General features: G+C 63.3%; 15 protein-coding genes. 5 read left to right on the top strand and 10 right to left on the bottom strand.

The window, feature by feature from the left end; all coding sequences use genetic code 11:
* Nucleotides 1-38: 38 nt before the first annotated feature.
* Nucleotides 39-452: a VOC family protein gene (locus tag AC3D25_RS03690; protein WP_488887129.1), complete on the top strand. Its 414-nt coding sequence runs from the start codon at nucleotides 39-41 to the stop codon at nucleotides 450-452.
* Between the two features lie 54 nt (nucleotides 453-506).
* Complete coding sequence (locus AC3D25_RS03685) at nucleotides 507-1,244, top strand: 16S rRNA (uracil(1498)-N(3))-methyltransferase (RefSeq protein WP_488887128.1); 738 nt, start codon at nucleotides 507-509, stop codon at nucleotides 1,242-1,244.
* Nucleotides 1,245-1,325: 81 nt separating this feature from the next.
* Here the strand turns inward: AC3D25_RS03685 and AC3D25_RS03680 are convergent, their stop codons facing one another.
* The 4 genes from AC3D25_RS03680 to AC3D25_RS03665 form a co-directional block, all read right to left on the bottom strand.
* Nucleotides 1,326-1,901 carry a barstar family protein gene (locus AC3D25_RS03680; RefSeq protein WP_488887127.1) on the bottom strand — a complete coding sequence of 192 codons (576 nt, stop codon included), beginning with the start codon at nucleotides 1,899-1,901 and terminating at the stop codon, nucleotides 1,326-1,328.
* 16 nt (nucleotides 1,902-1,917) lie between these two features.
* On the bottom strand, nucleotides 1,918-2,421 hold the full coding sequence (locus tag AC3D25_RS03675; RefSeq protein WP_488887126.1) for a ribonuclease: 504 nt from the start codon (nucleotides 2,419-2,421) through the stop codon (nucleotides 1,918-1,920).
* 77 nt (nucleotides 2,422-2,498) lie between these two features.
* Nucleotides 2,499-2,843 carry a hypothetical protein gene (locus AC3D25_RS03670; RefSeq protein ID WP_488887125.1) on the bottom strand — a complete coding sequence of 115 codons (345 nt, stop codon included), beginning with the start codon at nucleotides 2,841-2,843 and terminating at the stop codon, nucleotides 2,499-2,501.
* Between the two features lie 37 nt (nucleotides 2,844-2,880).
* Nucleotides 2,881-5,223: an NADP-dependent malic enzyme gene (locus AC3D25_RS03665; RefSeq protein WP_488887124.1), complete on the bottom strand. Its 2,343-nt coding sequence runs from the start codon at nucleotides 5,221-5,223 to the stop codon at nucleotides 2,881-2,883.
* A 201-nt stretch (nucleotides 5,224-5,424) separates the two neighbouring features.
* On the opposite strand from AC3D25_RS03665, the gene thiL reads away from it, so the two are divergent.
* Genes thiL through AC3D25_RS03650 form a run of 3 tightly spaced genes read left to right on the top strand, consistent with a single transcriptional unit; the run spans nucleotide 5,425 to nucleotide 7,497 of the window.
* Nucleotides 5,425-6,441: a thiamine-phosphate kinase gene (gene thiL, locus AC3D25_RS03660; protein ID WP_488887123.1), complete on the top strand. Its 1,017-nt coding sequence runs from the start codon at nucleotides 5,425-5,427 to the stop codon at nucleotides 6,439-6,441.
* Nucleotides 6,431-6,964, top strand: a complete 534-nt coding sequence (locus AC3D25_RS03655) for a phosphatidylglycerophosphatase A family protein (RefSeq protein ID WP_488887122.1) — start codon at nucleotides 6,431-6,433, stop codon at nucleotides 6,962-6,964. The genes thiL and AC3D25_RS03655 overlap by 11 nt, the downstream gene beginning before the upstream one ends.
* Before the next feature lie 32 nt (nucleotides 6,965-6,996).
* Complete coding sequence (locus AC3D25_RS03650) at nucleotides 6,997-7,497, top strand: CinA family protein (protein ID WP_488887121.1); 501 nt, start codon at nucleotides 6,997-6,999, stop codon at nucleotides 7,495-7,497.
* Between the two features lie 7 nt (nucleotides 7,498-7,504).
* On the opposite strand, the gene pyrF is transcribed toward AC3D25_RS03650, so the two are convergent.
* From pyrF to araG, 6 genes are all read right to left on the bottom strand, one after another.
* Nucleotides 7,505-8,317: an orotidine-5'-phosphate decarboxylase gene (gene pyrF / locus AC3D25_RS03645; RefSeq protein ID WP_488887120.1), complete on the bottom strand. Its 813-nt coding sequence runs from the start codon at nucleotides 8,315-8,317 to the stop codon at nucleotides 7,505-7,507.
* 95 nt (nucleotides 8,318-8,412) lie between these two features.
* On the bottom strand, nucleotides 8,413-9,537 hold the full coding sequence (locus AC3D25_RS03640; protein ID WP_488887119.1) for an aldose 1-epimerase: 1,125 nt from the start codon (nucleotides 9,535-9,537) through the stop codon (nucleotides 8,413-8,415).
* Between the two features lie 78 nt (nucleotides 9,538-9,615).
* Complete coding sequence (locus AC3D25_RS03635; protein ID WP_488887118.1) at nucleotides 9,616-10,485, bottom strand: SMP-30/gluconolactonase/LRE family protein; 870 nt, start codon at nucleotides 10,483-10,485, stop codon at nucleotides 9,616-9,618.
* Nucleotides 10,482-11,273 carry an SDR family NAD(P)-dependent oxidoreductase gene (locus AC3D25_RS03630; RefSeq protein WP_488887117.1) on the bottom strand — a complete coding sequence of 264 codons (792 nt, stop codon included), beginning with the start codon at nucleotides 11,271-11,273 and terminating at the stop codon, nucleotides 10,482-10,484. The genes AC3D25_RS03635 and AC3D25_RS03630 overlap by 4 nt, the downstream gene beginning before the upstream one ends.
* Nucleotides 11,274-11,310: 37 nt before the next feature.
* Nucleotides 11,311-12,303, bottom strand: coding sequence for an L-arabinose ABC transporter permease AraH (araH, locus tag AC3D25_RS03625; RefSeq protein ID WP_488887116.1), 993 nt, complete (start codon nucleotides 12,301-12,303; stop codon nucleotides 11,311-11,313).
* Between the two features lie 986 nt (nucleotides 12,304-13,289).
* Nucleotides 13,290-14,804: an L-arabinose ABC transporter ATP-binding protein AraG gene (gene araG / locus AC3D25_RS03620; protein WP_488887115.1), complete on the bottom strand. Its 1,515-nt coding sequence runs from the start codon at nucleotides 14,802-14,804 to the stop codon at nucleotides 13,290-13,292.
* Nucleotides 14,805-14,821 lie beyond the last annotated feature (17 nt).

Below are 14,821 nucleotides of genomic sequence, written 5' to 3'. Positions count from 1 at the left end.
AATGCCCCGACACAGGAACCTGCTTCAGGGAGTTTGCAATGACCGATCCCCGCCCAGCCGATGTCCCCTGGCTGACGCCCTATCTGACCGTGCGCGATGCGCGCGTGAGCACTGGTTTCTACGAGCAGGCGCTGGGTTTTGCCGTGCGCGACAGCGTCCACGACGACGGTGCGGTCATCCATGTCGAGATGACGTATCGCGGCCAGTTGATCGTGATGTTTGCGCCGGAGGGCGCGTATGGATCGCACGCGCGCACGCCGAAAAGCGCCGGGCTGATGGCACCGCAGTCGTTCTATCTGTACGTAGACGACGTCGATGCCGTGTTTGCCCGCGCGCTCGCCGTCGGCGCGAAGGGCTTGATCGAGCCGCAAGACCAGTTCTGGGGCGACCGCTTCGCGCAATTCGAAGATCCGGACGGCTATCGCTGGGCCATCGCGCGGCATCTGAATTAAACTCGCGCCCTCTCTTTTTACCGACGCCGGTCCTTCCGAGGCACGGTCACGCTCATGCCCCGTTTCTTCGTCGCCGGCCCGCTCGCGCCGGGCGTTACCGTTTCCCTTCCCGACGATGTCGTGCGCCACGTCCACGTTCTGCGCTTGCAGACGGGCGATTCCGTCGTGCTGTTCGACGGCTCGGGCGGCGAATTTCATGGTGAATTGATCGAAATCGGGAAGAAGTCGGCGATGGCGCAGCTTGGACATCACGTCGAACGTGAAGCCGAAGCGCCGTATCGCGTGACGCTGGCGCAAGGCGTCGCCGGTGGCGACAAGATGGATTGGCTGATCGAGAAATCGGTCGAACTCGGCGTTTCGGCGGTGGTGCCGCTGATCGCCGAGCGCGGCGTGGTGCGGCTTTCCGGCGAGCGCGCCGCGAAGCGTCAGGCGCACTGGCAGGCTTTGACGCGCGCGGCGTGCGAACAATGCGGACGGAACCGCATCCCCGACGTATCGCCCGCGCTGAGTCTTTCTGCGTGGATCGACGGATTGCCAAGCGCTCTCGACGGCGAACTCCGATTGCTGCTGTCGCCGCGCGCCGAAGTGAGTTTCGCGACCTTGCCCGCCACCCCGGCGGACGCGCCGGTTATCGTGCTGATCGGCCCGGAAGCCGGATTTTCACCGGCGGAAGAAGCGATGATCGTCGATGCGGGATTTGCCGCGCTCGGCCTTGGGCCGCGCGTCCTGCGCACCGAGACGGCGGGCGTGGCAGTGCTTGCGGCGTTAGCGGCGCGTTGGGGCGGTTGGTGATGCTCCAACCGAAGCCTTAGCTAAAGAACGCAAAAAGCCGGTCACCTCGCGATGACCGGCTTTTTGTTCAACCCGTGAATCTCAGGCGAACGAGTAGAACACCCGGAACGCCACGCGCCGTTCGGCCCAGAATTCCGCGGCTTCGCGAAACACGTCGAGCAGCGTTTCGCGGCCTTCCTTGTCGAATTTCTGCGCCACCGGCAGCGCTTCGAGCACGATCACGAAGCCCGGCTGCGTGCCGGCTTTATGCACGAGATCGGTGAGACTGTCGAACAGCGCGTCATAGTTCTTGCCGAAATGCTTCGGAAGAAGGAACGACGTCGCGATGGTTTCGAGCACTTCCTGCTTGCTTTGCGCCTGGCCGCAGTACGCGTAAAGGAAATGCTGGCCGAGCTTGTTGGCTTCGTCGGCGAGATCCTGCACGCGGAAAGCGCGAATCGACTGCACGATATTCGATCGTACCGTCTTGAAAAGACTCATAGACCCCTCGTCCAATGATGACAGCGCCGGGCTCGGTTCGTCGTCGGGTCTGGTCTCGGTGCCGGTCGCGTCGGTCGCGCCGCGCAGGCGCAGCACGCGCTGGAACAGGTTGCCATCGCCGGTGGCGAAAAGATCACCCGCGACACCGTTGTCGTGCGCGTAGATGTTGTCGCTCATGCCGTTCATCCCGAAGTTATCCCGCAATGCGTTTAAAACTGGCGTAATGGTCGTCGGAGTAAAAGCAGTTGTCGATCTGCCGACGCGGGCCGCCGCACACGATCCGGCGTGCGCCGCGGTTGCGGGCGCGCGGCGTGGGAACGGTGTATTCGCGGTAAAAGCCGCGCGGATGGGCCGGCAACGCACGCTCGCGATTTCCGAACACGATGCCGTCCTTCTCGAACGGGAACGGCCCGCCTGCCTCGATCTTGCGTAACGTCGCCACGGCCTGCTTCGGCAACTCCGCGGTTTTGACCGTGCCGCCGCTGAATGTTTCCCGGCTCGCCGAATCGACTTGAGACGATGCAGCTTTTTGCTCGGACGGCGTCGGCTGAAAGGCCTCGACCACGGCGCTTGCGCCGCTTTTGCCCGTCGCTTGCGTGCGTGCGTCGCGGTTTTGATCCTGATCGTGGCAACCGCTCAGAATCAGCGCCGATGCCGCCAACGCGATGCCGCAACCTCTGAACAACACGCGCTTCACTCCGTTTCGTCCCCGCGATAAAACCATGTTTTCGACGACCATGAAAGTCGTAAGGGTATCGCTAAAGCCCTTTGGAATCAACGTTCGTTCGGGAATTGAAAGCGTTCTTTCCGTAATCGAGCCGATTCGCCGCCGATCCGAGCAAAATCCGCCCGGACGTTTTTAGCCCAAATCTGAGAGATTTTTATCCTGTTCAGGGGAATACTGGATTTCAAGCGTGGTTCAGAAAACGTCTGCGGATTTCGCCTCTCTCGCGGATATTTCACAGTCGTTCCGCCAGGTTCGGCTGTCGCCACTGCTGTTTTTCGAGGGAAACGCAATCCCCTTGCTTGCCTCGGGCGTGCCGCATTGCGCGGCACGCTTTTTTTGGCCCAAAAACAATTTGGGCCTTCCGCACGCGGAAAGCCCAAGGTCAGCAACATCCTGTTGATCGCGTGGCCGCCTGCGCAGCCCCGCGCTTTACCGCGCCGCCGTCGCGTCCGCGACCAGCAGCGCCGTCATATTGACGATCCGCCGCACCGTAGCCGAAGCCGTCAGAACATGCACCGGTTGCGCCGCGCCCAGCAGCATCGGGCCGATGGCGATATTGTTGCCCGCCGCCGTCTTCAGCAAATTGTAGGAAATGTTCGCGGCGTCGATATTCGGCAGGATCAGCAGATTGGCGTCGCCTTCGAGCGTCGATTCCGGCAGCACTTCGCGGCGCAGATTCGAATCGAGCGCGACGTCGCCGTGCATTTCGCCGTCCACGTCCAGATCCGGCGCGCGTTCACGCAGGATGGCGAGCGTGTCGCGCATTTTCTGCGCGCTCGGCGCGTTGCTCGTGCCGAAGTTCGAATGCGACAGCAGCGCGATCTTCGGCACGATGCCGAAGCGGCGCACTTCCTCGGCGGCCATGATGGTGATTTCGGCGAGTTGCTCGGGCGTAGGATCGACGTTCACGTGCGTATCGACTATGAAAATCTGCCGTCCCGGCAGCACCAGCCCGTTCATCGCGGCGTAGACGCTGCAGCCTTCCTTCTTGCCGATCACCTGGTCGATAAAGTGCAAGTGGCGATGCGTCGTGCTGATCGTGCCGCAAATCATGCCGTCCGCTTCGCCCTTCTTCACCAGCATCGAGCCGATCAGCGTCGTGCGGCGGCGCATTTCCAGCTTCGCCATCTGCGCGCTGATGCCCTTTCTCGCCATCATCGCGTGATACGTCTGCCAGAAATCGCGATAACGCTCGTCGTGATCGGTATCGACCACCGTGAAATCGACGCCCGGCGTGAGACGCAGGCCGAATTTCGTGATCCGCTGCTGAATCACCGCCGGCCGGCCGATCAAAATCGGCTTCGCGATCTTCTCGTCCACCGCGATTTGCACCGCGCGCAACACGCGCTCTTCCTCGCCCTCGGCGAACACGATGCGCTTCTTGTCCGGCTCGACGCTGCGCGCAAGCTGGAACACGGGCTTCATCGTGGTGCCGCTGTGATAGACGAACTGCTGCAAATGTTGCTCGTAGGCGTCCATGTCCTCGATCGGACGCGTCGCGACGCCGGAATCCATCGCGGCCTTGGCAACGGCCGGCGCGATCTTGACGATCAAACGCGGGTCGAAAGGCTTCGGAATCAGATATTCCGGGCCGAACGACAAATCCTGAATGCCGTAAGCCGTCGCGACGATATCGCTTTGTTCCTGACGCGCCAGTTCCGCAATCGCGTTCACGGCGGCGATTTCCATCTCGCGCGTGACCGTCGTCGCGCCTGCATCGAGCGCGCCGCGGAAGATGAACGGGAAGCACAGCACGTTGTTGACCTGATTCGGATAGTCCGTGCGGCCCGTGGCGAGCACGGCGTCCGGACGCACTTCCAGTGCGAGTTCCGGCAGGATTTCCGGCGTCGGGTTGGCGAGCGCGAGAATCAGCGGCTTCGTGCCCATCGCCTTGACCATGTCCTGCTTGAGCACGCCACCGGCCGACAAACCGAGGAACACGTCGGCGCCTTCGATCACCTCGGCGAGCGTGCGCGCGTCGGTCTCGCGAGCGAAGCGCTCCTTGTCCGGATCCATCAGTTCGACGCGGCCCTTGTAGACCACGCCGGCCAGATCCGTCACATAAATGTTCTCAAGCTTCATGCCGAGATCGACGAGCAAATCGAGACACGCGAGCGCCGCGGCGCCCGCGCCCGAGGCGACCAGTTTCACTTCGCCGATATGCTTGCCGACCACTTTCAGACCGTTCGTGATCGCGGCCGCGACGACGATGGCGGTACCGTGCTGGTCGTCGTGGAAGACCGGGATCTTCATGCGCTTGCGGCATTCGCGCTCGACGATAAAGCAGTCCGGCGCCTTGATGTCTTCCAGGTTGATGCCGCCGAACGTGGGTTCGAGCGCGGCGATCACGTCCACCAGCTTGTGCGGGTCCATCTCGTTCAGTTCGATGTCGAACACGTCGATGCCCGCAAACTTCTTGAACAACACCGCCTTGCCTTCCATCACCGGCTTCGACGCGAGCGGTCCGATGTTGCCGAGACCGAGCACCGCCGTGCCGTTCGTCACCACGCCGACGAGGTTGCTACGCGCCGTGAAGCGCGCGGCGTTGAGCGGATCTTCGACGATCGCCTCGCACGCGAACGCCACGCCCGGCGAATACGCCAGCGCGAGGTCGCGCTGGTTGATCATTTGCTTGGTCGGCGCGATGGCGATTTTGCCCGGCGTCGGAAATTCGTGGTAATCGAGCGCAGCTTCGCGCAATTTCATATTGGCGTCGTTTGTGGTCATGGAGCAGGCTGGCAGTGCGAGATTAGAATAGAAGTTCGAACGCATTGTAGCGCCATTCAACCGTCCGGTCGGGTTGCAATCCTTGCAATTAGGGTGCAACTGCCGGACCCGAAACGCACTGAAAGCGGGCTGTCCACGCACTGCGCGACGCGTTAAATTCGCTCATCGCATTCAAACGCGCGCGCATTCGCCGCTTAAACCGGGCAGCCAGCGTTCCCACTATTTCGCTTAATTTCCGGACCGTTCATGTCTTCCGAGTTTTCCCTGATCGAGCGATATTTCGCCCGTCGCGCGGCTCATCCGCCTCAACCCGCGTTCTCGGCGGACCGCTCGCGCGCGACGCTCGGTATCGGCGACGACTGCGCGTTGTTCGCGCCGTCGCCTGGTCAGGAACTGGCTATCTCCACCGACATGCTGGTGGAAGGCCGCCACTTTTTCGCCGACGTCGATCCACACGCGCTCGGGCACAAGGCGCTCGCCGTGAATCTCTCGGATCTGGCCGCGATGGGCGCCGCCGCGCGTGCGTTCACGCTGGCGCTTGCGCTGCCATCCGCCGACGAGCGCTGGCTCGACGCGTTCAGCCGCGGCATGTTCGAACTGGCGGAGGCGTGCAACGTTGAACTGATCGGCGGCGATACGACCGGCGGACCGCTCAACATCTGCATCACCGTGTTCGGCGATGTGCCGCGCGGTCAGGCGCTGCGTCGCGATGCCGCGCAGCCGGGCGACGATATCTACGTGTCCGGGCCGCTCGGCGATGCGCGCGCGGGACTCGGCATCCGGCGCGGCGAATGGCGCGCGCCGGATGCCGCCGCCGAGCGCCAGATGATGCGCGCCCTCGAAATGCCGCAACCGCGCGTGGAACTTGGCGTGAACCTGCGCGGCGTCGCGCACGCGGCGCTCGATCTCTCCGACGGCCTCGCCGGCGATCTTCTGCATATCCTGAAGCGTTCGAATGTCGCGGCCACGGTCGATGTGGACGCCGTGCCGCGCTCGGCCGCGCTCGCCGCGTTGCCGCCGGACACGGTGCGCCTCTGCACGCTCGCGGGCGGCGACGACTACGAACTGTGCTTCACCGCGCCGCGCGACGCCCGCGAACGCATCGCGCGAATCGGCGATCAGTGCCGCGCGCCGATTACCCGCATCGGTACAATCGAGGCCCTCGAAACGCCCGGCCAGACGCCGTTCATCGCGTGGCGCGATCGGACCGGCGCACCGGTTTCACTGACGTTGCAAGGCTTCGACCATTTTCATGCAGACTGACCCGACCATCGACGACGAGCTTTCCGCCGCCCCGGTTAAACCGCGCAAGGCGACTGCGCGCTTCATGCTCACGCATCCGCTGCATATCTTGTCGCTCGGTTTCGGCAGCGGACTTTCGCCGGTCGCGCCGGGCACGGTCGGCACGCTGTTCGCGTGGGCGTCGTTTGTCGCGTTCAATCCGTACATGACGGTCGCGGAATGGGCCGCGCTGATTGCCGTGGGATTTGTCGCGGGATGCTGGTTCACCGGCTTCACGGCGAAGAAAATGGCGGTGAGCGATCCGTCTGCGGTGGTGTGGGACGAGATCGTCGCGTTCTGGCTCGTGCTGCTGCTCGTCACGCCGGCCACGTTCACCGGGCAGTTGTGGGCGTTTATCGTGTTCCGCTTCTTCGACATGGTGAAACCGCAGCCGATCCGCTATTTCGACCGCCATTTGAAAGGCGGTTTTGGCATCATGTTCGACGATCTCGTCGCCGCGTTTATGTCGCTGCTCGTCATTGCGCTCTGGCGCATGACGGTCTGAGCAATTCAACCCGAGTTCCTTCGAGGCGCGCCATGCCCACCGATAACGTCGTCCACCAGCTTGCGATCCGCGTCGGCAATAAACTGCGCGACGAGCGGCTGATGCTCGCCACCGCCGAATCCTGCACGGGCGGCATGGTCGCCACCGCGATCACCGATATTTCAGGCAGCAGCGGCTGGTTCGAACGCGGCTTCGTCACGTATTCGAATCTGGCGAAGACGGAGATGATCGGCGTGCCGGCGGCGTTGATCGAGCAGCACGGCGCGGTGAGCGAACCGGTCGCGCGCGCGATGGCCGAAGGCGCGCTGCGCAACAGCCGCGCGCAAATCTCGGTGGCGATCACGGGCGTGGCGGGACCAGCGGGCGGCAGCGATGCGAAACCGGTCGGCACCGTGTCGTTCGCGTGGAGCAACCGGCTGCATACGTCGGTGGAAACGCATTTATTCAAGGGCGACCGCGAGCACGTTCGCGCGCAGGCCGCCGCGCACGCGCTGCGCGGCCTGCTGGAATTGCTGGATCGGCGGGAAAAGTAGCGCTGTCTTACAGATACGCGTTGATCGTATCGCGTGTTTTCTTCGCGGCGAGCGCGGCGGCATCGGCGAAATCGTCGCCCTTGCCTGCGTAAATAATCGCCCGCGACGAGTTGATGAGCATGCCGCGACCCGAACGCGTGCGCCCCGCGCGCACCGTCGCCTCCACGTCGCCACCCTGCGCGCCGATGCCCGGAATCAGCAGCGGCATATCGCCGACAATCGCGCGCACGGTTTCAATTTCACGCGGAAACGTCGCGCCGACCACGAGGCCGAGTTGCCCGCTCGCGTTCCACTGCTCGGCCGCGAGCTGCGCGACGACCTGATACAGCGGCCGCCCGCCCGTCTCCAGAAACTGGAGGTCGGAGCCGCCCGGATTCGACGTCCGGCACAACACGATCACGCCCTTGCCCTCATGCGCGAGATACGGCTGGATCGAATCGAAACCCATGTATGGATTGACCGTCACGGCGTCCGCCCGATACCGCTCGAAGGCTTCGCGCGCGTATTGCTCGGCGGTGCTGCCGATATCGCCGCGTTTTGCGTCGAGAATCACCGGCAGGCCGGGATGCCGCTCGTGAATATGCGCGATCAGTTGCTCAAGCTGGTCTTCCGCCCGATGCGCGGCGAAGTACGCGATCTGCGGCTTGAACGACGACGCGTAAGGCGCGGTGGCATCGACGATGGCGCTGCAAAACTCGAAAATCGCGTCCGGCCGATTCGCGAGCGCGCCGGGAAACTTGCTCGGCTCGGGGTCGAGGCCGACGCAGAGGAGCGACTGAGTCCGCGTCCACGCGGCGTTGAGAGAACTAATGAAGGACATGGGAACCCGCAGGGAAGGAAACGACGATGTCACGCATTTTAACGTGTCGCGAGCGGCTTCCGGCTGCGGCTGCCGCCTGCGGCGCGCGGGCGTCGTCAGGCGGCGGGCCGCGCCGCCGCTTTTCCGCGCGCTTTTTGTCCCGCCGGATTGCGCGGCCGATTGCGGCGCGCGGACTCGCCGGAACGCTCGACGGTGAAGCGGAATTCGCGCGTGAGCGATTCGCCGCGCGCGAGCGCCGTCATGCCGTGCGCCTCGCCGCCGCCCGGCAGATTGACGGCGTTGATCGGGTGATCGACGGGTTCGAAGCAGAAGAAATTCTCGCCTGGCGGCGCGTACAGCACGTAATAGTCGGTATTCGCGGCGATCGTGAGCGTCAGTTTGCGCTTCGGCCACAACACGCTCGTGCGCCCGCTCCAGCCGGTGAACGCGTTGTTCACCATCGCGGCGGGCATTGGGTAAGCGACGCCGAATTGCCACGCGGGCGGCGCAGGAACGTGGCGCACCGGCAGCCAGTCGGCGCCGCAGAGCCACAAGCCGCCCGCCGCCGCCGATAATTCCGTGTCGGCTTCGCGCATCAGAAACGGGTGCAGTCCGAGGCCGAACGGTAGTGTTTCGCGGCCGGTATTCTCGACATCGAGCGTGACGATCAGCGTGGCGCCATCGAGCGTAAAAGTCTGCGACGCGCGATACGAATAAGGATCGCCGCCGCGCCGGTCGAGCGTGAGGCGCAGACGCGTCGATTCCTCGGATTCGACCTGCCAGCAGCCGAGCCAGCCGTCGCCGTGGAGCGGCAGCGCCTCGTGGGCGCGATTGCGCGGCACCTGCACGGCGCGTCCCGAAAAGCGAAAATGCCCGCCGCCGATCCGGTTCGAGTACGGCAGAAGCGGAAAGCAGGCAAGTTGCTCGGGATCGGTGCCGGGCCCGGGATGCGCGCACGGCCGGAAAATCGGCACCAGCGCGCCTTCGCTGCGCCAGTCGAAGCGCGTGATGCCGCCGCCGAGCGCGGGCGCGACATCGAGGCGCAACTGGGAATTCGCGAGCGTGATGCAGCCTTCGACATTCGCGCCGCCCATCGCGACGACCGCCGTGCTCGGGCCGGGGCGGATCGGCGGCTCGGTGGCAGCGGCGAGCCGGGAGCGGCGAGCGTCGGCGCCGGAAGCAGCCGTTGTGGAGGACGTCGAAGCCGACGGTGTTCTTCCTGCCGAACGCGCAACTGTCATGGCTTTAGCTCCATCGAGAGGCGAAAAAGCCCGGCTCGGCCGGGTGCGGCGGGACGCGCGCCGTGGCGCGCGGCCTCGTTATTTCTTGCGCTGAAACACCGCTTCGACCACCCCGCGCGCCGCCGGCGTCGCGATAAACACGCCGCCCGCGCGCAGGTCGTGCTGCAAGGCGTCGTGATCGAGGCCCGCGCGGGCGCTGGTGATATAGAGCGTGCCGAGCTTCGGGCCGCCGAACGCGACGCAACTCGGCTGTGCGCTCGGCACGTCCACGCGCGCCGTTTCGCGGCCGTCCGGCGCATAGCGCACGACGCGCGCGCCGCCCCACTGCGCGTTCCAGAGTCCGCCGTCACGATCGACGATGGAGCCGTCCGGCTCGCCCGTCGGGTCCGCGAGACGCACGAACACGCGGTCGTTCTTGAAACCGTCGTAGTCGCACACGCGGATTTCGCGGCTCGGCGAGTCGCAATAGTACATTTTCGAGCCGTCCGGGCTGAACGCAATGCTGTTCGAAATCGCGCAGTCTCCGAGCGGCAGGCGTTCGAGCGTCAGATCGGCGTTGAGCCGGTAGAAGCCGCCGATCGCTTCCGCATTCGCCACGTCGTGCTTCGTGCCGAACACGAAACGTCCCTGACGGTCGCATCGGCCGTCGTTCAGGCGCGTCGGCAGGTCCGGCTCGACTTCGCGGATCGTCTCGATCCGGCCGGTTTCAAGGTCGAAAAACGCGAGCCGCGAAGCGAGGCCGAGCAAGAGCGTGTCGGGATCGGCGGTGAGCGCGAAACAGCCGAGCCGCTCCGGCATGTCGAACGAGACCTTGCGTTCGTCGCGCGGATCGTAGCGCCACAGCCGCTTGCCTTCGATATCCGTCCAGTAGAACAGGCCGTTCGCTGCGTCCCACGTCGCGCCTTCGCCCAGCGTGCATTTGCAGTCGATCAGCAACTGCGCGCTCACGCCCAGCCTCCGTCGATCACCACGTCCTGCGCCGTCATCATGCGGCTATCGTCGGCGGCGAGGAAAAGCGCCGCGCGCGCGAGATGTTCCGGCAGCAATTCGCCGTCGATACACTGGCCTTCCTTGATCGAGCGGCGGCCGGCGTCGTCGAGCCACAGCCGCTTTTGCTTGTCCGTCATCACCCAGCCCGGCACGAGCGTGTTCACGCGGATATTGAAGGCCCCAAGGTCGCGCGCGAGGCCGCGCGTCATGCCCTGCACGGCGGCTTTCGCGGAAACGTACACCGGATAACCGCCGTTTTTCAGCATCCAGCTCACCGAGCCGAGATTGATGATCGAGCCGCCGCCTGCTTGCTTCATGTCGTCGATCACGGCCTGCGCCGCGAAAAACTGATGCCGCAGATTCACCGCGATGCCCGCGTCGTAAGACTCAGGCGTCACGTCCTCGATCTTGTGGCGCTTGTCGTTCGCCGCGTTGTTCACGAGCACGGTGATCGGGCCGAACGCGGCGCGGACATCGGCGATGCCTTTGCGCAATGCGTCGATATCGGTCAGATCGACGCGCAGGAACATCGGCCGGAAACGGTTCTCGGGGAGATCCGCGCCGAGCTGGTCGGCGAGCGCCTCGCCGGCGTCGGTGTCGACATCGAAGAAGGCGACTTTCGCGCCCTGATCGAAGAAATGCTCGACAAACGCCGCGCCGATTCCGGTCGCGCCGCCCGTGATCAGCACGGTTTTGTTAGCCAGGCTGGGAAAGCGCGCGAGGGCGCTATCGACGGTAGTGGGCATGCTGGCGCTTCCTTTTCTCTTAAGTTAGCCGCGCGAGTTAGTCGCGCGAGCCGCGGTTCTTCAACTGGTCGAGCAGCACGGCGGCAAGCAGGATCGCGCCGCGCACGAGGTACTGGTAAAACGCGTCGATGTTCAGCAGGTTCATCACGTTCTCGACCGTGCCCATGATCAGCACGCCGATCACCACGCCCGAAATCGTCGCGCGGCCGCCGAGCAGCGACACGCCGCCCAGCACGCACGCCGAAATCACGTTCAGCTCGAAACCCTGCGCCGCGTTCGGCTGGCCCGACGTGATCCGCGAGGCGAGAATCACGCCTGCCAGCGCCGTGACCGCGCCCTGGATCAGGAAGATCCAGACCCGCGTGCGTTCCACGTTGATCCCCGCGAGCCGCGACGCTTCCGGATTCCCGCCGATCGCGAGCGTATTGCGACCATACACCGTTTGGTTGAGCAATACGCCAAACACGATAAAGCACGCAAGCGTCACCCAGATCGGCAGCGAAATGCCGAAGAACGCGAGGCCGCCGAGCGCGATGAACGTATCCGACGACACGCCGACCGCCTGACCGTGCGACACGATGAAGCCGAGGCCGCGCACGATTTCCATCGTCGCGAGCGTCGTGATCAGCGCGTTGATGCGCAGGTACGCGATGACCGCGCCGTTCACGAAGCCGATCGCGGCGCCGGCCGCGACGGCCGCGACGATCGCGATGAACGTGTTGCCCGTGGCGTTGAGCACCATCGCGCAGAGGACGCCGGCGAAGGCGATGGTCGAGCCGATCGACAAGTCGAAGTCGCGCGACGCGAGGCAGAACATCATCGTGCAGGCGACCATGCCGATTTGCGAGATCGACAGCGCGAGGCCGAGCATGTTCTCGATGGAGAAGAAGTGATCGACGGTCGCGGACATCGTGACGAACATCACGATGAAGATCACGATCAAGCTGTACTCGGTGATTTGTTGCCACCATTTTTGCTTGTCGTTCTTTGCTGGTACCAGCGTGTTGGTGATGTTTTCTCTGACTTCCATGATTTGCTCCTGTATCTCTTTGTTGCTGGCGACGGGTTTGGTTTGCTCGCGCTTTTGCTTTTGTTGCCTGGCGCTTACTGGAAACTTGTACGGGTTTGGTTTGCTTGCGCTTTTGCTCTTGTTGCCTAGCGCTTACTGGAAACTTGTACGGGTTCGGTTTGCTTGCGCTTTTGCTCTTGTTGCCTAGCGCTTGCTGGAAACTTGTACGGGTTTGGTTTGCTTGCGCTTTTGCTCTTGTTGCCTAGCGCTTACTGGAAACTTGTACGGGTTCGGTTTGCTTGCGCTTTTGCTCTTGTTGCCTAGCGCTTACTGGAAACTTGGTTTCGTGTACGTCTATTAGCTCTGCCCCTGTCCGGGGCGGGACTCACTTTCTTTGCTGCTGCAAAGAAAGTAAGCAAAGAAAGCAGCTTATCCGCCTAAGTGTCTCTCCCACATAACCACCCGGATAGGCGCGCAGGCTGACTCGCACACCGCACACTCAAACGAATTGGCACAGCTCCTCTCAGTTCCATCCTCGCTACGCTCGGACGACGGGTACATCAAAAACCAGCGGTCGGTTCGCTTGCTCGGTTCGCTTGCTTGGTTCGCTTGCTTGGTTCGCTTGCTTGGTTCGCTTGCTTGGTTCGCTTGCTTGGTTCGCTTGCTTGGTTCGCTTGCTTGGTTCGCTTGCTTGGTTCGGCGGTCGGTTTGGTTGTTCGGTTATGCCGTTCCGGCGGGCACTTCGTGCCTGCCGGGTTGGATGAGCGGCTCCACTTTGTTGTGTGGTGCGATGGCCGAATCAGCTTGCGTGCCACTCCGGGTTACGGTTCGTGGTGGACACTTAGACGGACTAGCTGCTTTCTTTGGTTACTTTCTTTGCAGCAGCAAAGAAAGTGACTGCTGCCGCGCACAGCGGCGTGCTAATAAACCGACACGAAAGCAAGTTCCCAGAAACCGTTAAAGAAACCAAACCACCCCTAAGCGCCAGCGCCCCAACCCTCCGCCGATCAGGCCGCCTCCGCCTCCTCCTCCGACTGCGGCAACGCAAGATTCAACACCGACTGTTCACTAGCATTCGCCCGCGACAACTCCCCCGCAATCCGCCCCTGCCGCATCACTACAATCCGGTCCGACACCCCAAGCACCTCCGGCAATTCCGACGAAATCATCACAATCGCGCAACCGCGCTCGGCCAACTGATAAATCACGTTGTAGATCTCGTGCTTTGCCCCGACGTCGATCCCCCGCGTCGGTTCATCGAGGATCACGACCTTCAGGTCCGGCTCGGCCAGCCACCGCGACAAAATCGCCTTCTGCTGATTGCCGCCCGACAAGAAACGGATTTTCTGCTTGCGGCTCGGCGTCTTGATCTTCAGCAACTTGATAAAACGCTCGGCCGTCGCGGCTTCCTTCTTGCGATCGAGGAAAAGCCCCGCGTGCAAGTAATGCCGACGGCACGAAATATTGATGTTCTCCGCCACCGTCGCCATCGCGACAATCCCCTCTTCCTTGCGGTCCTCCGGACACAGCACGATCCCGTTGCGGATCGCCTCGCCGGTGCTACGCACCTTGATGGCCTTGCCGTCGAGCGTGAGCGTGCCGCCCTTTTTCTTGTCCGCGCCGTACACGAGGTGCATCAGTTCGCTGCGCCCCGCGCCGACCAGCCCGAAAAATCCGACGATTTCACCGCGCCGCACTTCGAAGTTCGCCGCGCCGTGCAACGCATCGCCCTGAATGTTTTGCGCCGAAAAGCGCACCGGGCCGAGTTCGCGCGGTTTGTAGTCGTAAATATCCGAAATTTCACGTCCGACCATTTCCTGAACCAGCGTATCGCGCGGTACGTCCGACAAATGCGGATGCGACGCGATCTTGCGGCCATCGCGGAAAATCGTGCAGGTGCTGCAGAGTTCGTAAATCTCGTCCATCCGGTGCGAGATATAAATCAGCGCCCGGTTGTCCGCCTGCAGGCCGCGCACGAGCTTGAACAGCACTTCGGTCTCGCGGTGCGAGAGCGAACTCGTCGGCTCGTCGAGCGCGATCACCCGCGCGTTGCGCAACAGCGCCTTGCAGATTTCCACCATCTGGCGCTGCGCGATCGAGAGCTTGCGCAGCTTCGCGTTCGGATCGAGATCCACGCCCATCTGCACGAGCCGCTCGCGCACGTGCTTTTTCGCCTCGCGCTTGTTCACCCAGCCGAACGTGTTCGGCAGCGCGCCGAGCAGCAGGTTTTCGGCCACGGTGAGATCCGGCACGTACTGCAATTCCTGGTGAATCACCGCGATTCCCGCCGCGATCGACGAAGCCGCGCTCGTAAAACGCACCTCGTTCCCGTCGATCAAAACGCGTCCGGAATCCGGCTGGTACTCGCCGCCGAGCACCTTGAGCAAGGTCGATTTACCTGCGCCGTTCTCGCCCATCAAGCCGTGAACTTCGCCGGCGTTGACGTCGAACGACACGCCGTCGAGCGCGCGCACGCCTGGAAACACCTTGCCGATATTGTCAAAACGCAGCGTCGCTGACACATCGCCTCCTGAATTCG

This window comes from Caballeronia sp. SL1002 (genome assembly GCF_057814995.1).
This window is presented reverse-complemented; position numbering and strand designations above follow the sequence as displayed.